The following is a 23,189-nucleotide window of genomic DNA, read 5'->3' on the forward strand; positions in this document are numbered from 1 at the left end:
GCCATGCGCGATACCGCCGTCCTGCGCCACTATCTCGCGCCGCTCCTGCCCCTCCTGGAACCGGAGGATGTCACGGAGCTGGTGGTCAACCGCCCGGGAGAAGCGGGGATCGAGGACCGCCAAGGGTGGCGCTGGCAGGAGATGCCGGAGCTGGACAGCGACTGGCTTTCTACCCTGGCTGTTGCCGCGGCGAGCTTCACGCACCAGGATATCGATGGTCAGTCTCCGATCTGTTCGACAGTCCTGCCGGGCGGCGAGCGCTGCCAGATCGTCATACCGTCGGTCACCCCAAGCGGTTGCCCTTCCTTCACGATCCGCAAACCGTCGACCGTGACCCTGCCGATCGACCAACTGGCTGGGGCCGGGCTGTTCCGGATGACGCGCGCCAGCGCCAAGGGTCTCACCGATGTCGATGCGCGGTTAGTGGCGCTGCGCGACGCGGGCGACTGGCCGGAATTCTTCAAGGTCGCCGTTCCGGCACGCAAGAACATTCTGGTCAGTGGCGCCACGGGTTCGGGAAAGACGACCCTCGCGAAAGCGCTCATCCAGCTTATCCCACCGGAGGAGCGGTTGCTCACCATCGAAGACACCCGTGAGCTGGTCGTGCCTCATCGCAATGTCGTCCATATGGTCTATTCGAGCGAGGGGCAGGGCCTGGCCAAGGTTGGCGCCAAGCAGCTGCTCGAAAGCGCGCTGCGCATGCGGCCCGACCGCATCCTGCTCCAGGAGCTGCGTGACGGCACCGCCTTCTTCTATCTAAGGAACGTCAATTCCGGGCATCCCGGATCGATCACGACCGTCCACGCCGGTTCACCCGCCGGCGCGTTCGAACAGCTGACGCTGCTCGTCAAGGAATCGGAAGGCGGCCGCGATCTCGCCCGCGACGATATTCGCGGACTCCTTCGCATGCTCGTCGACGTCGTTGTGCAGACACGCCGTCACGGCGGGCGGTTTGAGGTCGACGAGATCTATTTCGAGCCGAGGATGGGCGATGCTGGCGCAGCGTAGTCCCTGGGCGATTGGCCTGTGCGTGATCGGCGCAATTCTGTTGTGGGCTGTCATTACCCTGTTCGTTGCCTTGTTCGGACTCGGGCAGATCGGACCTAATATCGATCTCGGCACTCTGCCGGCCTGGCTCTGGTATTATCGTGGTGATCCACTGCTCGGGGATTGGATCAAGCGGGGTGCGATGGCCGGCGCCGCCGTAATCGCGCTTCTTGTCCTCACGATCCTGCGGCGAGGCCCATCCTTGCACGGCAGGGCTCGGTTTGCACGCGAGGGCGAAATCCGACGCGAGGGGCTGCGTGCCCCGTCTGGCATTGTCGTTGGACGCAAAGCAGGGCGTTTCCTCATTTTCGGCGGAAACGAGCATGTCCTGCTCGAAGCGCCGACGCGCGCCGGGAAGGGCGTCGGTGTTGTCATCCCCAATCTGCTGACCTGGCCGGATTCGGTCGTCGTGCTCGATGTGAAGCGGGAGAATTGGAGTACCAGCGCCGGTTATCGCCAACGTGCCGGTCAATCGGTTTACCTCTTCGATCCGTTGGACCCTGAAGGGCGGACGGCACGGTACAATCCCCTGGCGCATATCCGGCGAGCCGATGACACCGAAGTCGTCAACGAGCTTCAGAAAATCGCAGTCATGCTCTTCCCCGCGCCGGAACGATCGGACCCGTTTTGGGCCGAAGCGGCGCGGGCGGCCTTCATCGGCGTCGGCGCGCTCGTTGCTGCCAATCCTGGCATGCCCTTCACGATCGGCGAGATCTATCGACGGCTGACCACTGGGGATCCCAAGAGCGATCTTCCCAAGGCCCTGGAAGAGGCGAGGGGGGCAGGACAGCGCCTAAGTCAGGCATGCGTCTCGGCAATCCAGGATTTCGCCTCGGCTTCGGACAACACCTTTTCCGGGATCAAGCAGACGATCACGGCGCGGCTCAATCTCTGGCTCAACCCCGTGGTCGATGCCGCGACCTCGGCAAGCGATTTCGACCTGCGCGAAGTCCGGGCGCGGCGCATGTCGATCTATCTCGGTGTCTCGCCCGACAATATCGACCGGATCGCGCCGGTTTACAGCCTCTTCCTGCAGCAGCTGGTGGATCTCAACACGCGCGATTTGCCCGACGCTGCCAGCAATGTCCCAGTCCTGATCCTGCTCGATGAATTCGCAAGGCTGGGGAAGGCCTCGGTCATCGCGGGCGGCTTTTCCTATGTCGCTGGATACGGCTTGCGCCTGCTGCCGGTGATCCAGAGCCGGGCGCAGCTGCGGGCCATTTATGGTCCCGATGTTACCGACGAAATCATCGCCAATTGCGGGCTTGAGGTGGTGTTCACGCCCAAGGAGCTGAAGGTCGCGAACGAGCTTTCAGAGCGGCTCGGCTTCTTCACGATGAATGTAAAATCGCGCAGCCGAACGATTCATGGGCTGTTGGCCAATCGCAGCATATCGGAATCCGATCAGCGCCGCGCCCTCCTGCTGCCGCAGGAGCTGATGCAGATGCCCAAGACCGAGCTCTTGTTGCTGCGCGGCGGGATCGCGCCGGTTCGTGGCAGGAAGATCGCCTTTTATCGAATGCCGCGCTTCACAAGGCGCGTGTTGGCGCCGCCCATTCTGCCGTCGCGGCCTATCCCCGCTGCTCAGCCCCCAACTGTTCTGCCGCCAGGCAAGCATCAGGTGGTGTCCCCTTACAATGACGCGGAGAAATCAACGGCGAAGAGCACGGGCGGGGCCTTGCTGGAAGAGACCAAGATGCGGGAAATGACCGATGGTGAACTGGCGGGGGCGGCTAAGATTACCGATGATATGTTGGTCCTGGGCAACCTGACCGACTTGCCGCCGCCCGGCGATGAGGCAGCGGCCATCGCTTTTGTGTCATCGATGATCGAGCGGGCGCTCGTGCAGACGGAAGGGGCGTCATCTTCACCCCTCATCCAGGAAAGGACAGATCATGGCCGCTGAAAAACCTGTGGTGCCACGCGGTATGAGCAAGCGTAGCAATACGATCGCTCAGGACGCGGCAGCCAAGTCGGCGAACGCGGCGCAATCGTCGCCCGAAGCAACCAAGAAGGGGAAGTCGATCGATCCGTCCGTTCTCCAGGCGGCGTCGTCTGGTGACATTCCTGATGCCTTGCGAAAGCGCTATTTCTCCACGACGAACAAATGGTCGGGCGAGCCTGCTTATTTCACGAGTGCGCAGGCTAAGGAACCGGCGTTCCGTGACCAGGGCAGACGGCTCATCACCTCCAGCGAGAGCGACGAAGTTGTGCGCGATCTCGTTGCCATCGCTCGCCATCGCGGGTGGTCACACGTCCATGTTACCGGCAGTGAGACGTTCCGAAGGGCAGCGTGGCTCGAAGCCAGTCGCCAAGGTTTGGAAGTACGGGGATATCGGCCGAGCGAACGGGATTTGCAGGAGCTGGATCGCGTGCGGCGCGATGCTAGTCGCAACAGCATCGCCCCTGCCGTCACTGCGCCGGCGTCGCGCGAACCTGGGCGGGATCGACGCCAGCCCGATGAGGCGTCTAGGCAAACATCGTCGGAGCAAAGCCGGGTGAAGAATGCGCGGGCGGCCCAGAGCCAGCTTCGCGTGATTGAGACGGTGGTGCGCGCGGCCTTGTTCGACAATCCCGATGCCGTTGCCAGGGTAATGAAGGTGGCAAACGACAAGGTGCAAACGCATCTGCAGGCAGGTCGGCAGTTTCAGGCAGCCAAGGTGCGGGACACCTCGGTCCGGGCGGTTGAGCCGTCAGGCCGGAACCGGCAGGAACCCGGCAAGGAACGAGCGCCGCTGCAACGATCTCGAGGCCGTTGATCGAGAGGGATTGAGCCTGACCAGCAAGGCTTTACCATATCGGTCATGGCCTATCGCTATCCGCCCGGCAGCCCGCTGCACCATGAGATCTTGAAGGCCAAGCAGCGCGAGCTGCGTGGCGATTTTCCGGAGCCGCTGACGCTCAGGGTGCATCGCGCGCTGTCGTGGCTGCGCCGTGCCGAGGCCGAGCAGGCCGATGAGGATGTACGTTTCATCCTGCTCTGGATCGGCTTCAACGCTGCCTATGCCGGCGACGTTGAAGCATCGCGGGTGATTGGTATCCCCGAGGGTGAGCGGGGATTGTTCCAGGCCTTTTTCGCAACCCTTGTGGGCTTTGATGGCAAACATCGCATCTACGACATGGTCTGGCAGCGCTTCCCTCAGGAAATCCGGGTGCTGCTCGCAAACCGCTATGTCTTCCATCCCTTTTGGCAGCATCACAATGGTGCGTCCGGCTATGCCGACTGGGCTGACAGGCTCGAGCGGTCGCGGACAGCGATAGGCGCCGCACTGCGCGATCATGACACGGCCAGGATACTCTCGATCCTGTTCGACCGGCTTTATGTGCTGCGCAACCAACTGGTGCATGGTGGCTCGACATGGAACAGCGATGTCAATCGCGCCCAGGTCAGGGATGGCGCCGCGCTGCTCGGCTGCTTGCTGCCGATCTTCATCGATCTCATGATGGACAATGCCGGGCATGAATGGCCGATGCCGAACTACCCGGTGGTGGAGTAGGGCGTGGCGGAAGTCTGGTCCGATCAGGAAATTGATCACATCGTCGCCGACTATTTCGCCATGCTCACCGACGAGCTGGTTGGTCGCTCCTTCAATAAAGCGGCGCGAAACCGCGATCTTCAAGCCGTGATCGACCGTAGCAAGGGCTCAATCGAGTTCAAGCATCAGAACATCAGCGCGGTCTTGCTCGGCCTTGGTCAGCCTTGGATCGAGGGCTATAAGCCGGCCGCCAATTTCCAGAATGCGCTGGTCGATGGCGTCCTGCGGTGGTTGGAGGCGCGGACCGAATGGCTGGCTCCCGACAGGCTCTCACGAGCTGCCCTGAACGTACCGGAAGCGCAAGGATCACTGCGGATCGGGCCGCCGCCCACGGTGCGCAACGAACCGTCGCCGATCGATCCAGCGTTCATGGCCGCGATCGGCCGCAAATATGATGTCGCCGAGCGCGACGCGCGCAACCGGGCGCTTGGCAAGGCGGGTGAAGAATGTGTGCTGCATCACGAGCGCCGTCATTTATCTGCCGCGGGCCGCGACGATCTCGCGGACAAAGTCCGCTGGACATCTGTGCAGGATGGCGATGGTTTTGGCTTCGATATCCGGAGCTTTGAGGCGGACGGGCGCGAGAAGCTGATCGAGGTCAAGACCACCAACGGATGGGAGCGCACGCCTTTTCATATCTCTCGCAATGAGCTGGCCGTCGCCGATACGAGGCGCGAGGAATGGTGCCTCATGCGGCTGTGGAATTTCGCCCGTGCGCCAAGCGCCTTCACGCTGCGCTCGCCCCTGAGCGATCACGCACAATTGACGGCGACCAGCTTCCTCGCCGAGCTCAATTGAAAACCGCCGCCACGAAGGGCGATACAAATCGGTCAATCAGGGCAGGGCCGGGAAGTCGGGACGCGCGTGGCCTTCGACCAGCGCCCGCAACCCCGCCGGTTCCAGCACCTCGACCTTGTCGCCCCATTGATAGAGATGCCAGGCCATTTCCAGCCAGCCTGCGGCTTTAAACCGGACAATCAGACTGCCGTCGTCCCGATATTCGGCCGACTGGTTGGGGTGGAACTGGAATTCCGCCGCACGCGAGGCTGCCTCGGGAAGAAACCGCCAGACGATCTCGCCATATTGGGCGGGGTCCTGATAAGCGCCGAAGGCCTGCGCCGCATGATCGTTCAAGGAAAAGCCGGATTGGATGGGAAAACTCTCATCGAGACATTCGGCGCTGTGAATGCGGTCCAGGCGAAAATGGCGGAGATTCTCGCCTCGATCAGCCTGGCGAGCAACGAGATAGCTGCGCAATCCCAGCAAGAGCCCATGCGGCTCGACCGTCCGGGTTTCTGCATCGGTGTCGCCATAGACAATGCGCATCTTGAACGGTCCGCGCAGCGCCTCGATCAGAACGTCGGTGACCTCAGGTCTCATCGCGACCTTTGGGCCTGGCCGCGCCACTTGGCTCAAAGCCGATAGCACCGCCTCCGCATCGGCTTCCGAGCGCAGCGCGTCGCGCGGGGAGAGGCGCGTGATCAGGCTGTCTCTTAGATCTTCCAGCGCACGGGCATGGCGGAGCCGGTTCTCATCACGGGCTGCGCGAGCGGCGATTTCCAGAGCCTCGATGGTGTTCTCCTGGCGCGGTTGCAGCCGCTCAGGGATGGGACTTTGCCGATGGCATCCGAGCGGCTGGATCCGCCTTTGATTGACGTTTTCGTGGAGGACGGCTTCCGCAAGGGAGACGTGAATGTTCCCGAGGCGGAATTCATCGTCTCTGAGATCGCGGCGATCGCGGAAGACGAAAGGATGTCGAAGCGAACGATCGGCGTCACCACATTGCTGGGTCAGAACCAGGCCGCGCACATTTACAAGGAGATCGAGCAGCGTCTCGGAACTGAGGTGATGGAGCGCCACACAATTCGGGTTGGTGATCCGACCGCTTTCCAGGGTGATGAACGGGACATCATGTTCGTCTCGTTGGTGGCACAGCGGGAGGATAGCCCGCTCTCAGGCAATCGATATGAACAGCGCTTCAACGTCGCCTTGTCGCGGGCTCGAGATCGAACCTACCTTGTTCGCTCGGTTGAGCTCGATCAGCTGCGCACGAGCGATCAACTGCGTCGATCCCTCCTGGAGCATTTTCGATGCCCCTACCCGGCTGAAACTTCTGATCTGAAGGATCGGCGTGATCGGTGCGAATCCGATTTCGAGCGGGAAATGTTCGACTTGCTTTGCGAACGCGGCTTCCGGGTCAACACTCAGGTTCGTGTCGGAAACTTCAGAATCGATCTCGTGGTCGAGGGTGACAACGACCAGCGCATTGCCATCGAATGCGACGGGGATCGCTACCACGGGCCCGACAAGTGGCCAGATGACATGATGCGCCAGCGTATCCTTGAGCGTGCCGGTTGGACGATCTGGCGTTGTTTTGCCTCGCGTTTCGTTCGCAATCGGCAGGTAGTAGTCGATGAAGTTGCCGCATTTCTTGCCGCGCGGGGAATTGAACCGATCAACGATGGCGAAGAATGGATAAGCCGCCATACAGAATTGCGGACTTGGCGGCTTCCGTCGCCTGAAGATGCTGAGCCTGCACCTGCCGTAGGGCAATCACCGCCTGATGATGGTGAAACCGATGATGCTTGGCCGGCGCCAGCTCAAAATACGGGTGTCCTCAGCGCCGCCGAAGCGCCTGATTTCAATATGAACTTGACGCGTGTCACCGAGTCACAAGTTCAGGATGCCATTCTCAATCTGATGTCTGATAAGCTCGTTTGGTCCAATGGTGAGTTAAAAAGGGCGCTCGTGGACGTCTTGGCTCTGTCCGATGCTGATCGGGCACCCGCCAACTTTCGCCCGGGCGAGGAAAAGTGGGAAGAACTGGTAAACAATGCCCTTTCCCCTTCTCGTGGAAATTCGCTTCATTCAAAGGGCTTGGTCAAGAGCGCAGGGCGCGGCCTGCATGTCCTGTCTGATGACGATATGGCAGGGCCCGTCGACAAAGCCGCCGTGGTCCGCCCCTCCAGCCCCGAGGATGGCGAGAAAAGTTATTCGCCTCCTGCAATCGAAATCGGCACCGAATACCAAATCGCCTCTCTGGTTGTTCCATTGGAAGAGATCGAACAGATCTATCAGCCAGAGTATAAGCCAAGACTTGAAAGGCTGATCGACGCCACACTTCAGGCCGAGGGGCCAATGTATGAAGACATCCTGATTGAAAGGATCGCCCGCGCTCACAAAAAGGAGCGAGCAGGCCGGATTATTCAGGATATCGTTACACAGGCAATTTCCGATCGTCATCCATCGGTGCAAGAAGATGGCCGGAACGTGGTATTCCACGAAACGATGGATACTGGCCAGTTGGTTGCGTATCGACCGGCCCGATCAGATTGGCGATCTCACCGCGACATTCCTCTCATTGAACTCGCGAGCCTGGCGTTGCCTCTTGTCCGAAGAGGCAAGGCGGAAGCCGATGTCCTTGCCCATTTTGCACGGACTTTCAGCTTGGCTCGATTGCGGGAGCCTACGAGGAAGCGGTTTGAAGCTGCTATCGCAATGGCAAAAGCGACGCGCGAGAATTGATGTCAGGCTTGTGAACGCCCTGCGTTATCGCGGCCGTGCAAGAAAGCTGGCAGCCGTCGAACGTGGGCACCCCACTACTGAAGCTCAAACTACGGCAATTTAACATAAGATATATTATCAAACTTTTATCGTTTTATATCAATCATTTATCATCTGAAAGAGCAAGGGTCATTCCGGTGAATTGATATCCGCCCAATAGGTGATCTCCTCGAAAAGGTGCATGCCTTCCGGAGCTTCCCATCCCTTACGCCCGTCATCCCATCGGCCGATTACGGGGCGATCTCCTTCCCAGAGCAGCATGAGGCGACCGTCCTTTCGGTCGTCGGGCATCGCGCCAATCGGGTCCCACGGGATGTATTTCGCTGTGATCACGCAAAATCTCGTCGCATGCCGGCGGCGCGCGAGTTCATTCACGCTGCGCTGCTCCAGCAACGGCATTGAAGATCGAATCGACGATGTCTAGAAATAAAGTGCCCCGACGGTTTGCAAAGCAGGGACCGCCGGGGGATACCCAGTTCATATGGCGCAAGGGTGCCTAAAAATCAAGTGAAAAGGTTCCCGTGCCAACGTTCGTTCATGCCTTGTCCGCTGACCGCTTCGACACTTATCTGAAGTGGGCCGGAGCCGATCAGACGCTCGCAGAGCGCCTGTACACCTATAATGTGCAGCTTTCCGCAGCCCTCTATGGCCCTCTACACATGCTCGAGGTCGTGCTGCGTAACATGGCGGACGCGCGGCTTGCGGCCCAACATGGCGCCGCCTGGATCGACGATCCTGCGATCCTTGTGACGAACTATCAGACGGGCGCAATCGCAAAAGCACGGCAAACGCTACAGAAAGACGGGAAGGCAGCGACCCGTCCGCAGATCGTAGCGGAGTTGAACTTCGGCTTCTGGGCGTCACTCTTCGGCCCCAAGTCACACCACCTCTGGCAAAGCCTGCGACCCATCTTTCAGGCCAAAGGCGTACAGCGCGGTGTGATCGCGCGGGACTTGCGCGACCTGCGTATATTGCGCAACCGCGTCGCCCACTATGAACCCATCATCGCGCTTCCGCTCGCGCAGCGCTATGCGAGTATCACGACCTTGACGGGCTGGCTGTCGCCAAGCGCCGCGACATGGATCGCCAAGTATTCGACATGGCCGACACTTTATCCGGCCGTACCCATCCTTGTGCCCGACCCTGCATCTGGAGATTTGCTGGTGGCGCCAGCGGCGCTACCCTTTCTCCCTGCATGACCTATCTCTCCGCGACGCCTGAATCTTCAGGACAATGTCGCCCATCCAGCCCGGCATGGCCGGGCGGCCCGCGACGAGCGCACGCGTACCGGCATCGTCGAGCCGCGCGGCGAAGCGCCCGATCGCATCCGCGTCGATATTGCCCTTCCCCAGATGCGCGAGCGCCTGAACGATCGCATTCACAGACTCCGGCGCGTCGAGCACCGGCGCGCGGCTGTGCTTCAAGGTAACGCTGCGGCCGCCAGCCTTGGCGGTGCGGGTGCGACCGCTGGTGGCGTAGCTCGCCCGGGCGGGCACCTGCGTCGAGAGACCAAGGCTATTGGCCGCCGCCGCTCCCGACGGCGCGAGCGCATCGCCGCTCTGCGCGGAGAGCGCCTGGGCCACCTGCCCGGGATCCGGGCTCAGGGCACCAAGCTTGTCATGCTGGCGGGGATAGTCGTAGAGACCACGGCCGATCCGACGGATGTCACCGGCATGCGCGAGACGCGACAGCGCCATGTCGACCGAGCCGCGCGTGCCGAAGTCGACAAACTGCTTGGGCGTAAACACCCAGCCACGGCCCTTGCCGCGCACACGCTTCATAATCCGATCAGCCACCGCAGACATGTCCATGCTCCTGTCTGTTAGATAATAGCATGGTTTTTTCTAACAAGCCATGACCACAGAAAGCGCCAGTTCCCTCGACTTTCCAAGACATTCTAGCACATGGTAGTGGGAGCATCCCTTCGCAAGATCAACCACCCATGCGAATCAACGCTCCCGCCCACGCTCCGGCACTGGCCGCTCGGGACCAGCTCCACCCTCCAGCTCGCGCGCCGGCTGTGTCGCTTGCCGCCCCTGCATCATCTCGCGGGCCAGGGCCAGACGTCGGGAGACCGCCGGCGGCATAGCCGCCAGGAAACCCGCAATTTCGTCGGAAAGCGCCTGGTCGTCGGCCTCGCCGGTACGTGCAAGCGCCACCGCCGCCTCCGCATAAGCACCGCGTATCTGCTTCTGGCGAACCAGCGCCATCACGTCTTGCGGCCGCCGTTCCTCATCGCGCGCGTGCGCAAAGGCCCGGGCGCGCAGCACGTTGAGTTCATCCATATTGAGCCGGCGCCCCTCCTGACCGATCCGAGCATCGAGATGCAGCGCTGCAGAGCGCACACGCTTTTGAACGTGACCGCGTGCGCGTCTGGGCGTCGCCTCAGCCGCGATGCCGCGCGCCCGTAGCTCATGCGCGAATGTCTCTCGCATATGATGGAGGTCGGCCTTGCGCGGATTGAACCGCGTGCCGTCCGCACCTTCGGTGGCCACCGCCAGATGGATGTGCGGATGATCGGTATCGGTGTGGAGCGCCAGCATATAGGCGTGATTGTCCTCAAACAGGATGCGGGCGAACGCCTGGGCGGCATCCTGCAGCGTCTCGGGATCGGTCGAACCGCCGGGCATGGAAAGGACCAGCGACAGCGAGGTCGGCCGGTCGCGGCCATGCTCGTTCATCGCCTCGTCGAGCATGGCCCAGTCCTGCGCGATCTCCTTCAGCCGTTTGGGATCATTGATGATCTCACCCTCGCTCGAGCGCACCGCAAGCTTCCCGTGCCGCGCAACATAGCCGAAATGCTCCGATAGATGATGCGCGCCATATTGCTTGCCCGAGACCTTGACCATGACCTCCGGGGCCTTGCGCACGATCCGCTCGAGCTTGGCCCGAGCCTCGGCCTGGCTCAGCGGCACGGACCGCCCCTGCCCTCCCCGGCCCGGTGCGCCTCGTCCGATGCGGACATAGGCCCCCCGCAGTGTCCGTTTACCGCCGGTGGGCGGCCGCCATGCCTCCATGAGGCTGGGCAGCGGCAGGATGCCCTCCTCCTCAAGCATCGAGGCTATCCCAATAGGCAAGATCGCCCTTGAGCGCGGTGCCGAGACCGGCAAGCGCCATCCGGATTTCCGTCTGAAAGCTTGCCACCCGTGCCGCCTCGCGCGCGACATCGAGCCCGGATTCGACCATCACCGATGCGTTGAGCGCCCGCGTCGCCTGATTGAGATTGATGCCGATCCGGTTGAGCTCGCGCCACGCCTGGGCCACTGCCGCCCGTTCTTCAAGCGGCAGCGGTGCCGCCGAATGCAGCCGGCAGCGCACCAGCCTCGTCACCCAGTCGGTTCGCTTCATACCCAAAGCATCGGCCTCGGCATCCAGCGCGGCAATTTCCGCTTCGGTCAGCCGGATCTCAAACCGCCGTGTTGCTCGCTCCCGCCGGCGGACTGGCCCCGACCTCTCGCCCTCCTCCGCGTCCACTGCATTCATGACGAGGCGCCGCAGCAAAACCGAGCGGCCACCGGCGCTCTCCGCCACAGCATCGAAGCGCTGGGCGATGTCATCGTCGAGACGGAAGGTGAAGACGGGCATGCATCAAAGGCTATTGTCATACATCCCCGGCGTCACGCCTATCCGGCCCTCACCTTCACTCAACTCATCTGATAGTCTGCTTGAGCAGACTTCGACCATATTTGGGAAAATGCGCCTATCATTCACGCCTGATCCACGAAGGGCGGCGCCAACGGCGCCGCCCCAGCTCGGACCTGCGCAAAAGGCCGCACCCCGAAAGGGGCACGGCCGACATACACACGAACAGGATATGCGAACGCGGAGGAAGAGGGTCAGAGCATCGCGGCGTCGGGGCGTCCCTCAGACGCGGAGCAAAGTCGTTCGGTCGCCACCTCTTGCCGAGAACCATCGCCGAAGATCACGACGACACGCGGGCCAAGGACAAGACGCGCGGGACGGCCATCAACTTCAACGGCAAGGCTGGCCTCTGGCGTTTGCTCCCCTGGTCGCGCGACTGGCTCAGTCCCTCCCCGCGGTTCCGGACGAGCGACGGTCACTGCCGCGGCCTGCATCGGCGTTGCCTCGATGCTGGGAATGTCCGCCTTACCCTTCAGCCCGGCAATGAACCGCGCGCCTTCCGCCAATGTCGCGCCGCTCTCATCCCAGGCGCCCACATAGGCCTCGACTTCCGCAGGATAATCCCTGGCTGTGCGATGCAGGTCATAGAGCAGCCGGATCGGCGCGCGCGGGAGCGCCTCCCTGAGATAGGCAGGCATGTCACCATAGGCCGCATAGAGCGAGACGAACTGCTTGGAGCGTCCCAGCGCAGCAGCGATTTCGACCTGGCTCATGCCGCCCTTGAGCATACGGGCAATCGCATGAGCGAGCTCGACCGAAGACAGGTTCGCACGCTGATCGTTTTCAACGATCTGATCGGCCAGCAGATGGGTTCCCTCGCCCTCGGCCACGATAATCGCCGGGATCGTCACCCGGCCCGCGAGCTCGGAGGCACGAAAGCGCCGCTCGCCCAACCGGATGCGATACAGGCCAGCGGCGTCGGCGGGAGCAACCGTGATCGGCTGCAAGACCCCGCGGGCCGCTATGGACGCCGCAAGCTCGGCCAGGGCGTCGTCGTCGAAACTGCGCCGGGGATTGCCGGGGTCGGGGATGACCCGCTCCAAAGGAATATCCTCGACCCGGCGCGCCATTTCATGCGCGCCGACCAACAGGCCAAACTCCTCGATGCGTTCATCGAACTTACCCATCAGGCGGCGGCCGCTGGCGCTGAACCCAGTCGCCGTTCGATCTCGGCGAGGATCGGCCGAATTTCCTCGGCCGCCGCCTTGGCGCCGCCACCCCCTTCCATCCAGACCGGTCGATGATTTTCCGCGGCATGCTTATAGGTCGGTCGCGCCTTGATGAAGGCAGGGAACATCAGCCGCTCGCCCACCGCGTGGGCGAGCTTGACGGCATTGTCTATTTCGCGCCGGTCGAACGGGTTGACCATTGATGGCAGCAATCCGAGGAAATCGATCTTGCGCCCTGCCCTCGCCGCCTCGGCCTTGCGCAGCGCGGTCAGCAGCATCTTGGCGCATTCGACTGAATCTTCGGCGACCTGGACCGGCGCGATCACTGCGTCGGCGACCGCGAGAGCGCTCAGGGTAAGCTCGTCCCATTTGGGACCGGTATCGATCACGCACAGGTCGAAATGAGGCGCGAGCGCAGGAAAGCGGCCGAGAAAGTCGCGCACATCCTGTGCCGCCTTGATCATCTGCAAACGCTGGTCGGCAGCGAGCAAAGTGAGCCCGACCTGGCCATCGGCGGCAAGCGCCGCCGATGGATCGAAGAGATCGGCCGCGAAGCCACCCGGCCGCTCGCCGGCCAGACGGCGCGAGGAACTACCTTGCGGGTCCAGGTCAACGAACACAACCCTGCGTCCCGCCGCTTCGGCCAGATACCAGGCGAGATGCGTGGCGAGGAAGGTCTTGCCTACCCCGCCCTTGAGAAGGCTCACAGCGATCGTCCTCATCGGGGCGGCCAGCTCAACAATAGTCTTCCGGACCGTCGCGCAGATTGCGCTCATAATGGTCACGCGATGACCAGTCGCCGCCACCGCCAATGCCCGGACCGACATAGCGGAACAGGTAGACGGTGAGCGCAAAACAGCCGAACGCAAAGAGGATCGCGTGATCGGGATGGGCGGCGAAATAAGCGGACATGGCGTTAACTCCTCAAATGGTCTGATCCCGCGGCGGTTCACGGCTTTGCACCGGCCCGGGGGCGATGCTCCGGTGCACCCTCCCCTCCCCGAGCGCACTTGGTGCGTGGACATCCTTTGCGCGCAGTCTGCTCAAGCAGACTTTTCACGGCCATCCCCCCGGTCAGGGGGATGGCCGTGCCGATCAGTATTCTTCGGCGAGTAGGATCGTCAGAACCCGAGTGGTGACGTCGGGATTGGCTGGATCGGGTGAGCCCCAGGCAAGCTCGAGATCATAATAATCGATCTTCCAGTAGAGAATGGCGCTGTCATATTCGAAGCGACCAAAATCATGCTCGCCCAATGGATCGTTGTCGGAATTGAAGCTGTCATAGTTTCGCACCGTGCGCAGGATCTCAGCGCGTCTGCGAAATCCGCGGAAGAGGGACACATCCCCGACCAGCGCGGCAACGCCTGCGGTCATGACGATCTGGTTTCGGCCAGGGCTGCAAATAGATCTCCGCAGGCTGTCATTCAGTGCGGCGATGCGGTCGATCCGCTCGGCTCGGTCTGCCGATTGTTGAGAAGGCTGCGACATGGCTGTGACTCCGGTCTGGATCAGCCCCGCCCATCGGGGCCTTCCGACAGGCGCCCCAAAGGGCGGCGTCATAGCGGGGTCGTGCACCCGGAGGGTCGCAACGCAGTGGAGAAGCCCGCCTATGCGGGCTTGCTCGGCCCCGCGCGCCGACCAGGAAGCCGACAACGGAAAAGGACCCAATGGCGTGGACACCTGTCCGGTGTCGCACCCGTGTGATTGGCGCTCTCGGACTGCAGGAGACTCACCCTCTCGATTACGCCCATCTCAAGCCGAAGTTCGAGATCGGTGGGAATGCCGAAGCAGCAGGCAAATGATGCCACCACCGCTCACGGCAGGGATCGTCACCCTAATGGGCTGAGACTTGGAAATCCAAGTCTCAGGGCGAAGCCTAGAGCCCGATCCGGGTTCGCCGGAGCCGCCCGTTCAGCTCTTCACGGTTCTCCGGAAATTGCCGAGAACAGAGCACAGCTTCTGGCTTTTACGCTTCAGATCAGCGAGCCTTTCTTCCGCTTCGGCTTGCTCGCAAAGCAGCATAAGGCGTTCAGCCTGCTGTCCGCGGATCGAGACATGGCGCAAGATCACGATCCATTTGCCGGTTCGTTCAAGCGCGATCTTCGCCTGACCATGGGCAAGAAACGACCGTAGGCCCTCGAGTGTGCGGAGATTCGAAAGGGCCTTGGCGGCCGCCTTGCCTTCTTGAGCGAAAGCGCCTTCTGCCTCGATAAGTTTGCTGAGGTCATCGAACCGCTGACCGATCAAATGCCGCAGCCGTACTGTCTCCCCTCGACCCGGAATGGCCTTGAGAAGGAGCAGCGTTTCGGTGACGGCCGCTTCAGCCGCCGAGAAATGCTGCAAACACGCGCCTCGCCACGCGTTCACATCTTGGATCGCCTGGTTCCACAAGGGATCATCGTTGGCAATTTCGATTGGCGCACCTTCATCCATGCCAAACGCCTAGCGCTGCCGCCTTTATTTTCCTTGAATCAATGACACGCCCTCCATGGCAAAGCCGGGAGCCGTAGGCTCCCGGAGAAGCCATCAGGCGAATGGATCATATTCGGCCACCAGGGCAACGCTGCCGTCCGCATCCTCTGCGGTGATGACCCCATATTGCTGCCCGATCGCGATGACGAAGGTGACCACCATGAGGCTGCGCGAGAGACTGAAGGCGTGACGACGAGCGGTTGCAATGTCGGTGAACATGTCGGGGTTCCTTTGCGCGCCGGCGGGTCCGTCCCGCTCGACTGGCGCCCGATGTGTCCAGCCGGCGGCCGCGATCACTTTTTTGGCGCAGCCCAAAAAGCCGTAGCGCAGCGACCGGACCCCTTGCGGGTTGATCGCAATAGGCCGCCGGTCGGACCAAGGATCGCGCCTGATTGAGAGCGGGTGGACCCGCCGGCCATGACCCCCATGATCCCGCCGACTTTTGCCCCGGCGGTCACCCCGCCCCGCCGGTCCGACGATGGCATACCCATGACAAGCACGCGCCGCTGGGCTAGCGTCGCCGCGATGCTGTTCGCACTCCTGCTTGCCGCCACCGTCATTCCCGATGGCCAGGTCTTCACCTGCACACCGACGCGCGTCTGGGATGGAGACGGGCCGATCTGGTGCCGCGAAGGTGTGCATGTCCGTCTCGCCGGAATTGCGGCCCGCGAGATGGACGGCAGTTGCCGGCCAGGTCAGCCCTGCCCCGAGGCGAGCGCCCTCGCCGCCCGTGACGCTCTTGTTAATCTGCTCGGCGGCGCTCAGGGGCGGACCAGCACGGGCCACATTCTGGTCGATGGTCCCACCATGCGCTGCCTTTCAACCGGCAACGCACGCGGCAACAGGACCGGTGCCTGGTGCGCCGCGCCCTCTATCGGCGACCTGAGCTGCGCCATGATCCGCACCGGCACCGTGCTGCGCTGGGATCGCTATGCCCAAGGGCGATGCCGATCCCGCTGATCCGCTTGCCTCCTTTCCCGCCCGAGCAGGGAAATAGGCCCGGCGGCGAGGCCGCCGGGCCTGATGGGACCGATTTCAGAATGGGATTTCATCATCCTCGGGCTCGTGGCCGCCGCCCGCATTGTCGTTCGCCTTGGCGCGGGTGAGGAAGGTCACCTCATCGGCGATGATCTCGACGCCGTAGCGCTCGATATTCTCGTTGTCGGTCCAGCGGGTGTAGTGAATGCGGCCACGGACCATGACCTTCATGCCTTTGTCGACATACTGCTCGACCGTCTTGCCGACCCCGTTGAAGCAGGTGATCCGGTGCCATTCGGTATCCTCGAGCCGGCGGTTGTTGTCGTCGCGGAGGATCTTGCCGTTGCTGTCGCGCTTCGGACGCGAGGTGGCGAGGCTGAAATGCGTGATACGGGTGCCGCCCTGGGTGGTGCGGGCTTCGGGCGTGGCGCCGACATTGCCGGCGAGGATGACGAGATTCTGCATGGCTGGAGTTCCTTCGAACTGGGTCCAAGGGACCGTCCCTTCGACTGATCCCCGGCCAAGGCGGACAGGACGGATCATCCACCGGCAGGCGCAGCGCCGGGAAACCCCGAGACAAGGGGTGGTGCGGGCAGCCGTGGTACACGGCAACTCGGCCCGAAGGATCGCGGGTTGGATGGACCGGACGGCCGACTTAGGGGTCAGATGAGGAGAAAGACGGCTCGTCGCTTGGCCGTGCCAGGAACCCCTCATGGTAATCACGGGCATCCCCGACCTATAGGGCCACGCCGGTCCAATGCCTTGGCGAACCTCAAGCTCGACTTTGCCCCGCCCGCCGCCCAAGCCGCGCGGCGAAACGGACCATATCCCGCGCCGCCGTCCGGCGGAACCCAAACCATGGCATGCTCATGCTAGGGGACGGGCAAGAAGGCGCAGTTACGGCGTCGGCATCGGCAGGCTCAGTCCGGCCGCCACGGCATCGAGGAACGAGCCAGTCGCGCGCAGCACGGCCGCGAAATCGCAAACATAACCATCCGCCACCAGCGCGTCGATACGATGCCCGGCATAGGCGGGACCGAGGCTTGTAAGCAAATCGACGAGAATACGGCCAGGGGACGGGAGGCCAAGCCGCCGCGCTTCGTCGAAGGCGGCGATGAGGTCGTGACGAATATCGCGCGCGACCTCCTCGTGCGACCAGACCCAGCTCATAAGATAGGCTTTGAGCCCCAGCTCGCAGGATATCGCCAGCAGGTGCAGCGCGGGAGCAAGAGCAACGGTGGCTCCAAAGCATGCCCCTTCGTGAAACTCGCGCGCGCGATCAAGGAAGATCAAGGCGGTCTGCCGATCGCCGGGCTCCGCCAATCTCTCGATCGCGCGCCAGCGGCGTGGCGACAGCTGGCCGAGCCATGCCGGGCCGCCTTGGTTGCGCAACTGGCGCAGGCAGGCGCCATTGGCCTCTTCGACGTCGCGGCCGGTCGACCACAAGAATAGCAGCTTCGCTTTCCAGCGGTGGCCATGCGCCGCGCGAAAGGCAAGGAGTGCGCGCGCCGTGGGATGATCGGGCATGAACATGATGCAAACCTCCGGGAAACAGGACGCACCCGCCCTGCCATCCTCCCCTCCGGCATTCGCAGCATTTCGAAACGGGGAAAGCCGGCCGCCGAAGCGGCCGGCGCGGCGGATCAGCCGCAGGGTCGCGACGCTGGCGGTGTGCCAAGCGGTCCGCGACGATCAACGACGTGGATGCCGCGCGCCTTGGCCTCGATCACCAGCCTTTCGGTGACACCATTGCCTTGAAAGGCGATGACGTAGCGCGGCTTGACCGCTAGCATCTGCTCATTGCGGCGGAACCCGGCGCGATCGCCGAGCTTGCGATCGAGCCCGAACCGCAGCTGCTGGATACCGTTCTGCTCGGCCCAAGACGCGGCCAGGCGCTCAATGCCTTTCATGTCACCGCCATGGACGAGATACATGTCGCCCACCCGCTCGCGGACGGCATTGAGCGTTCGCAGCAGGTTATCCGCAAACTGCTTGGCGTTGTCGTCGCTGGCGAAACGCAGCCGCCCGCCGGCGAAGATCACGGGCGTGCCATGGACCATATTGGCATCGCGCACCTTTTCTCGCCGCGCCTGGAGATAGGACCGGCCATCGACGATCGCCGCGGTCGTGCCGAGCGAAATGCGGTTGCCCGACGCCGGCACCCAGGAACGGCCCGTCTCGTGGAGATAATGGCGGGCCGCCGTGTCGCGCATGGTCTCATAGGCCTCGGCGGACTGTTCGATCTTGCGGGCGAGATCGATCTTGTCCTCAAGGTCGGCGGTCGCGACTTCCGAGCCATCCTGCTCGGCGAGCAGAAGCCGAATCTCGTCCGTCAGCCGGTCGATCATCTGGTGCTTCTTGGCGGCGGCGCGGTGGAAGAGATTGACCAGGCCCCAGCCCAGATCCTCGATGTCGCGCTCGAGCGCACTAAAGGGGAAAAGCGCGAAAAGATCGCTCCAGACAGCGCTGACGGTTTGTTCCATGGCTTCGGCGGGGGGCGGCGCCTCCAGGGTGCGCAGGTCGCCAGTGTGATCAAGATGACCAAGTTCGAGGGCGGAGAGTATCGCCGAGAGAGTGCTGGTCATGAGCTTTGCCTTTCGTTCCACTTGGGGCCGGCGGCCCATCCGCCGGATGCGCAGCCTCCGGGCCATCGAAGGAAGCGGCGGCAGCACCGCCGGGCAAAGCCCAAGGGAAACCCGGGACAATGCCGGGTGGAGCGGGCAGGCGCGCAAGCGCCAACACGGCCGGATTGGCCCCGGATTGCGGCAGCCAGCGCGATGGCCCAAGCATGCGCATTCTCTGGCGAGGGGCTGAGGCTTCATGGAATCAAGGAGCAGCGATTTTCCAGCGATCGTGTCAAATCTCGGATGCTGGATCTCGTCGCATCATGATCGACGCCTCCCGAACAGGCAGAGCTTGGGACGTTTCTGCCGTTCCCAAGCGCGTCCTTGGATGACAGGTTTTGCCGAAACCCGTCATTTCCAACTTAGCGATCCAAGCCCATCGGCCCTTCAAATACCGCACCAAGCCGCGAGATTGCACCACCCGATGAGTTCATCGATCCAGTGATCGCTGGTGGTGCCTCTCGGCTTCAGATCGATCCCATGCCCTCTGCGGGCGGCGTGCGATGCGGTGGGGCTGCTCAGACCGCGTCGGATTTTTGCCGGCGGATGGCGAGGGCCAGCACGCCATACCCCAGGAGTCCGGAGACAAGTGATCCAATGAGAACGCCAAGCTTCGCCTCCGCCTGAAGCATCGGCGCGCCCGGAAAGGCCAGGAGCGTGATGAAAATGCTCATCGTAAAGCCAATCCCGCATAAGAGAGCGACGCCGAGCATATGCAAACGGGTCGCATGGGCTGGCATATGCGCGATGCCAAGCCGGATCGCGAGTATCGAAACCCCGAGCACGCCAGCGACCTTGCCAAGCAGCAGACCCAGCGCTGCCCCAAGCGTCACCGGTGCGGCAAAGGCGCCCGCCGGGAGTGCTAGCACCGGCACACCGGCATTGGCGAGGCCCAAGATCGGCACGACCAGGTAGCCAACCGGCAAATGAAGCCCATGTTCGAGACGATGAAGTGGACTGCGCGCGTCGCCATCAGGCCGCGCGGGTGTGCGGTCCATAAGGATGGTGAACGCGAGAATAACCCCGGCGAGCGTGGCATGGATGCCCGAGCGATAGACGAAGAACCACAGGGCTCCGCCCAGGATCAGATAGGGTAGGAGGCGATGCACACGGAGGCGATTCAGGCCGTAAAGCATGCCGGTGAATATGCCGGCACCGGCAAGGTCAGGCAGAGACAGGTCAGCGGTATAGAAAAGCGCGATGATAAGGACAGCACCCAGGTCATCGATGATCGCCAGCGCCGCGAGGAATATCCTGAGCGATGCGGGGACGCGATTGCCCAGGAGCGCGATCACGCCGAGCGCGAAAGCGATGTCGGTAGCGGCAGGGATCGCCCAGCCTGCCGCAGTTGGCCCCTGGTTGAAAGCAAGGTAGACGAGCGCGGGCACGGCCATGCCGCCGGCGGCAGCGATGCCCGGCAGGACGCGCCTCGGCCAGGTGGATAGCTGGCCGTCCAGCATCTCACGCTTAATTTCCAGCCCGACGAGCAGGAAGAAGAGGGCCATCAGGCCATCGTTGATCCAGTGCGCCAGCGAAAGCGGACCGAGGTTTGAATGAAGGACCGCCTCATATCCGGAGCGCAAGGGCGAGTTCGCGATGATGAGTGCCAGCGCAGCGGCCGCCATCAACACCAGGCCCGCAGAAGACTGGCTGTTGAGAAAGGCGCGAATGGCGCTGGGGTGTAAGACACGGAAAGTCTTCATGAGACGGGGCTCCAGGCACAGCTATCGTGCTGGCGGCCCGACCAGCACGAAGTCCTGCCCGTCCCTTATCGGGGGCGAACACCCAGGGACGCTATTGCATCCATGGCGTGAGCGCACAAGTTGAGCTGCTTGGCCTTTCGAAGCCTAAGCGGCTCAAGAGAGCGGCATTAAAAAGGAAAGGCCGCCTGGATCGCTAGGATCGCCACTGCAAACGTGATCAGATTGAGCGGTAGCCCGACGCGGACGAAGTCCATATAGCGGTAGCCCGCCATCTGGTAGACGATGACATTGGTCTGATAACCAAAGGGTGTCGCGAACGCCGCGCTGGCCGCCATCATGACGGCAATAAGAAACGGACGTGGACTGACCCCCAGACTGTCGGCCAGCGCAACAGCAACAGGCGTCACCAACACCGCGACCGTGGCGTTGGAGAGCAGTTCGGTCAGCACCATGGTGACGCCGTAGAGCACGATGAGTGCAACGAGCGGGCTCAGCCCCTCAACGCTGGCGATAAGCAGTCGCGAGGCCTGCGATGCCAATCCGCTCTGGTCCATGGCTATGCCCAGCACGACCATCCCGGCGATCAGGATAAGGATTTCCGGTTTGAGACCAGCATAGGCTTCATCCGGGCTGATCACGCGAAGCAGGATGAGCGCGACAGCGCCTGTAAGCGCCGTTGCGGCGATCGGTGCAATGTTGAAGGCCGCAAGCGTGATCACGGCTACGAATATACCGGCCGCCAGTGCGGCCTTGCGTGGTTGCAAGGCGCGCGGCTCTGCGAATAGAGTGGCGTCTCCGATCTGCGCGCTGTGGATCGCATGCGGGTCGATCGCCTTGGGGCGTATCGGCGTTTCCTCTTCGGGCCGGGCAAGCATGCGCCCGCTCACCAGGAGAAGATAGAGACCGCCGACGATCGCAACGGGCAGTCCCACAGGGGTGATCTCGAAGAAGCCGAAGCGCGGCTGTCCCGCGACGCGCGCCATGTCGTCGACAAGCAGGTTGGTGGAGGTACCAATCAACGTGCAGCAACCGGTCAGCACGGTGATATAGGAAAGCGGCATCAGATAGCGCTTGGGCGACTGACCCAGCGACTGGGCGATATCGCGGATAACAGGAGCGCCCAGCACAACAATGGGCGTCGAGTTAAGAAAGCATGAGGCGCAGCCAATCATGCTCAGGAGCAGCCAGATCCCCTTAGACCCCATGCGCTTGCACAGGCTCACCCCTAAAGCGATCGCCCGGTCGAGCAGGCCGCTAAGCTCCAGCGCGTAAGCGATGACAAAGAGCGAGGCGAGCGCCATGATTGCTGGGCTGGCGAAAGCGCTCTGCACCTCGACCGGCCTCACCACCCCGGTAATCAGCAAAAAGGCCGCGCCGCTCAGCGCTACTACGTCCGCACGCACCTTGTCCCAGATGAGCGCGGCAACGACCGTGGCCAGAACCAGGAGAGTAAGAAGTTGATCGAGCGTCATTGCGTCTCTGCCTCGGTCCAAGGTCGCCGTCTGTCAACGGAAGACGCGCCAACAGGTCTTCGGGGTGGGAGAGCAGCGGATGCTTTGCTAGGAGGGTCCTATGCAGGAGCCGACCCCTCATTCCAGTCGATTGGCGTTGGCCGGCGGGCTCATCGCGCTGCTGCTCGTGGGCGGCGGTGGCTTTTTGATCGGCCGCACAACGGCGCCTAAGCCCCCCGCTCCAACGTCGACCGCTACGACGCCCCAGCCCGCACCGCCGCCGCCGCCAGCAGCCATAGCGCCGCCACCGACTCTGGAACGCGCAGGCTTGATCGACCTAGTCGCCGACGCAGTAGATGCTGCCAGTGCTTCACGTCCTCTGCCGGAGGCAGTACGATCAGCGGCGGGCCGGCGCTTCGATCTGGTGCTCCCGTTCGGCTGCGAGGGGCTCGTCGATAGCGACCGGACGGCGCCGTTCGGATGGCAATATGACGCAGCAAAGACCACGCTACGCGTGTGGATTAATCCCACGCGATGGGCACGCAGCGCATGGTTGTCGGCAGAGACCGAGGCAGACAAGGCCGCGCTCGAAGGCTTCTGGATCGCCAGGCCCTGGTCGAAGGCAACACATTGTCCGGCGTCCGCGCCGGGCGGTGCGGCGCACGTCGCCGTACCCAGCCAGTCTCAAGGCGAGGTTGCGATCGCGCGCTTCATTGAAGGCGACGCGGATAAAAGTGCGCGCAGGCTCGAGATCGTCAAGCGGATGGAGCCGGGTGATTTTGATCCGGCGCGCGGCTTTGCGCTGAGGATCATCGGACGCATGCAGTCGGTCGAGGCGGGCGGGCCGGTACAATGTCTTCAGCGAACGGGATGGCAGCAAAGACCACAATGTATGATCGTCGGCGACTTTGCTGAGTTGCGCGTCGAAAATCCAAAGACGGGCGATGTGCTCGCCGTGTGGTCGATCAGCGGGACCACCCAACGCGATTGAGACAGATTGCAC

General features: G+C 62.7%; 25 protein-coding genes. 9 read left to right on the plus strand and 16 right to left on the minus strand.

Annotation, left to right across the window (positions count from 1 at the left end):
- Window positions 1–3 precede the first annotated feature (3 nt).
- Genes virB11 through H5V43_RS23195 form a run of 5 tightly spaced genes read left to right on the plus strand, consistent with a single transcriptional unit; the run spans window position 4 to window position 5,381 of the window.
- Window positions 4–1,008 (plus strand): P-type DNA transfer ATPase VirB11, encoded by a 1,005-nt coding sequence (gene virB11, locus H5V43_RS23175; protein ID WP_007684605.1) that lies wholly within the window; start codon window positions 4–6, stop codon window positions 1,006–1,008.
- Complete coding sequence (locus H5V43_RS23180) at window positions 992–2,953, plus strand: type IV secretory system conjugative DNA transfer family protein (RefSeq protein ID WP_021245267.1); 1,962 nt, start codon at window positions 992–994, stop codon at window positions 2,951–2,953. The genes virB11 and H5V43_RS23180 overlap by 17 nt, the downstream gene beginning before the upstream one ends.
- The gene (locus H5V43_RS23185; protein ID WP_015449348.1) at window positions 2,943–3,806 is read left to right on the plus strand and encodes an LPD7 domain-containing protein; all 864 of its coding nucleotides are present in this window, start codon (window positions 2,943–2,945) and stop codon (window positions 3,804–3,806) included. Before H5V43_RS23180 ends, H5V43_RS23185 begins: the two co-directional genes overlap by 11 nt.
- Before the next feature lie 45 nt (window positions 3,807–3,851).
- Window positions 3,852–4,544 (plus strand): HEPN domain-containing protein, encoded by a 693-nt coding sequence (locus tag H5V43_RS23190; protein ID WP_015449349.1) that lies wholly within the window; start codon window positions 3,852–3,854, stop codon window positions 4,542–4,544.
- Between the two features lie 60 nt (window positions 4,545–4,604).
- Window positions 4,605–5,381: a protein NO VEIN domain-containing protein gene (locus H5V43_RS23195; protein ID WP_050983539.1), complete on the plus strand. Its 777-nt coding sequence runs from the start codon at window positions 4,605–4,607 to the stop codon at window positions 5,379–5,381.
- 36 nt (window positions 5,382–5,417) lie between these two features.
- Here H5V43_RS23195 and H5V43_RS23200 read toward each other — a convergent pair whose 3' ends face one another.
- Complete coding sequence (locus tag H5V43_RS23200) at window positions 5,418–6,392, minus strand: helix-turn-helix transcriptional regulator (protein WP_235600804.1); 975 nt, start codon at window positions 6,390–6,392, stop codon at window positions 5,418–5,420.
- Here H5V43_RS23200 and H5V43_RS23205 point away from each other — a divergent pair.
- On the plus strand, window positions 6,273–8,108 hold the full coding sequence (locus tag H5V43_RS23205) for a DUF3320 domain-containing protein (RefSeq protein WP_235600805.1): 1,836 nt from the start codon (window positions 6,273–6,275) through the stop codon (window positions 8,106–8,108). The genes H5V43_RS23200 and H5V43_RS23205 overlap by 120 nt on opposite strands.
- 168 nt (window positions 8,109–8,276) lie before the next feature.
- Here the strand turns inward: H5V43_RS23205 and H5V43_RS23210 are convergent, their stop codons facing one another.
- On the minus strand, window positions 8,277–8,546 hold the full coding sequence (locus H5V43_RS23210; RefSeq protein ID WP_017182168.1) for a hypothetical protein: 270 nt from the start codon (window positions 8,544–8,546) through the stop codon (window positions 8,277–8,279).
- A 122-nt stretch (window positions 8,547–8,668) separates the two neighbouring features.
- On the opposite strand from H5V43_RS23210, the gene H5V43_RS23215 reads away from it, so the two are divergent.
- A complete protein-coding gene (locus tag H5V43_RS23215; protein WP_007684587.1) occupies window positions 8,669–9,346 on the plus strand; it encodes a hypothetical protein in 678 nt (225 codons plus the stop codon).
- Here H5V43_RS23215 and H5V43_RS23220 read toward each other — a convergent pair.
- From H5V43_RS23220 to H5V43_RS23260, 9 genes are all read right to left on the minus strand, one after another.
- Window positions 9,326–9,958, minus strand: a complete 633-nt coding sequence (locus tag H5V43_RS23220; RefSeq protein ID WP_017182166.1) for a DUF6088 family protein — start codon at window positions 9,956–9,958, stop codon at window positions 9,326–9,328. The genes H5V43_RS23215 and H5V43_RS23220 overlap by 21 nt on opposite strands.
- 138 nt (window positions 9,959–10,096) lie before the next feature.
- Window positions 10,097–11,203, minus strand: coding sequence for a relaxase/mobilization nuclease domain-containing protein (locus tag H5V43_RS23225; RefSeq protein ID WP_017182165.1), 1,107 nt, complete (start codon window positions 11,201–11,203; stop codon window positions 10,097–10,099).
- Window positions 11,196–11,732, minus strand: a complete 537-nt coding sequence (locus tag H5V43_RS23230; protein ID WP_017182164.1) for a plasmid mobilization protein — start codon at window positions 11,730–11,732, stop codon at window positions 11,196–11,198. The genes H5V43_RS23225 and H5V43_RS23230 overlap by 8 nt, the downstream gene beginning before the upstream one ends.
- A gap of 251 nt (window positions 11,733–11,983) precedes the next feature.
- Complete coding sequence (locus H5V43_RS23235; RefSeq protein ID WP_015449366.1) at window positions 11,984–12,916, minus strand: ParB/RepB/Spo0J family partition protein; 933 nt, start codon at window positions 12,914–12,916, stop codon at window positions 11,984–11,986.
- Entirely contained in the window at window positions 12,916–13,680 is a 765-nt protein-coding gene (locus H5V43_RS23240; RefSeq protein WP_021245271.1) for a ParA family protein, read from the minus strand. The genes H5V43_RS23235 and H5V43_RS23240 overlap by 1 nt, the downstream gene beginning before the upstream one ends.
- A gap of 13 nt (window positions 13,681–13,693) precedes the next feature.
- Entirely contained in the window at window positions 13,694–13,870 is a 177-nt protein-coding gene (locus tag H5V43_RS23245) for a hypothetical protein (protein WP_017182162.1), read from the minus strand.
- Between the two features lie 183 nt (window positions 13,871–14,053).
- Entirely contained in the window at window positions 14,054–14,446 is a 393-nt protein-coding gene (locus H5V43_RS23250; protein WP_021245272.1) for a DUF3768 domain-containing protein, read from the minus strand.
- Window positions 14,447–14,869: 423 nt separating this feature from the next.
- Window positions 14,870–15,391 (minus strand): hypothetical protein, encoded by a 522-nt coding sequence (locus H5V43_RS23255; protein ID WP_017182161.1) that lies wholly within the window; start codon window positions 15,389–15,391, stop codon window positions 14,870–14,872.
- A gap of 93 nt (window positions 15,392–15,484) precedes the next feature.
- Window positions 15,485–15,649 (minus strand): hypothetical protein, encoded by a 165-nt coding sequence (locus H5V43_RS23260; RefSeq protein WP_007682673.1) that lies wholly within the window; start codon window positions 15,647–15,649, stop codon window positions 15,485–15,487.
- Window positions 15,650–15,955: 306 nt separating this feature from the next.
- Here H5V43_RS23260 and H5V43_RS23265 point away from each other — a divergent pair, with 306 nt between their 5' ends.
- Window positions 15,956–16,390: a thermonuclease family protein gene (locus tag H5V43_RS23265; RefSeq protein ID WP_025546704.1), complete on the plus strand. Its 435-nt coding sequence runs from the start codon at window positions 15,956–15,958 to the stop codon at window positions 16,388–16,390.
- A 75-nt stretch (window positions 16,391–16,465) separates the two neighbouring features.
- On the opposite strand, the gene H5V43_RS23270 is transcribed toward H5V43_RS23265, so the two are convergent.
- The 5 genes from H5V43_RS23270 to H5V43_RS23290 form a co-directional block, all read right to left on the minus strand.
- Window positions 16,466–16,873, minus strand: coding sequence for a single-stranded DNA-binding protein (locus H5V43_RS23270; protein WP_007682669.1), 408 nt, complete (start codon window positions 16,871–16,873; stop codon window positions 16,466–16,468).
- 432 nt (window positions 16,874–17,305) lie between these two features.
- Complete coding sequence (locus H5V43_RS23275; protein WP_017182158.1) at window positions 17,306–17,941, minus strand: hypothetical protein; 636 nt, start codon at window positions 17,939–17,941, stop codon at window positions 17,306–17,308.
- A gap of 110 nt (window positions 17,942–18,051) precedes the next feature.
- Window positions 18,052–18,993 (minus strand): DUF2493 domain-containing protein, encoded by a 942-nt coding sequence (locus H5V43_RS23280; protein ID WP_017182157.1) that lies wholly within the window; start codon window positions 18,991–18,993, stop codon window positions 18,052–18,054.
- A 557-nt stretch (window positions 18,994–19,550) separates the two neighbouring features.
- Window positions 19,551–20,735, minus strand: a complete 1,185-nt coding sequence (nhaA, locus tag H5V43_RS23285) for a Na+/H+ antiporter NhaA (RefSeq protein ID WP_021245275.1) — start codon at window positions 20,733–20,735, stop codon at window positions 19,551–19,553.
- 167 nt (window positions 20,736–20,902) lie between these two features.
- Window positions 20,903–22,207: an SLC13 family permease gene (locus tag H5V43_RS23290; protein ID WP_017183728.1), complete on the minus strand. Its 1,305-nt coding sequence runs from the start codon at window positions 22,205–22,207 to the stop codon at window positions 20,903–20,905.
- Window positions 22,208–22,514: 307 nt separating this feature from the next.
- Here H5V43_RS23290 and H5V43_RS23295 point away from each other — a divergent pair, with 307 nt between their 5' ends.
- Window positions 22,515–23,177, plus strand: a complete 663-nt coding sequence (locus H5V43_RS23295) for a hypothetical protein (RefSeq protein WP_235600929.1) — start codon at window positions 22,515–22,517, stop codon at window positions 23,175–23,177.
- Window positions 23,178–23,189: the final 12 nt, after the last annotated feature.

The sequence above is a fragment of the Sphingobium fuliginis genome (genome assembly GCF_015074805.1).
GTDB classification, from domain to species: domain Bacteria; phylum Pseudomonadota; class Alphaproteobacteria; order Sphingomonadales; family Sphingomonadaceae; genus Sphingobium; species Sphingobium fuliginis.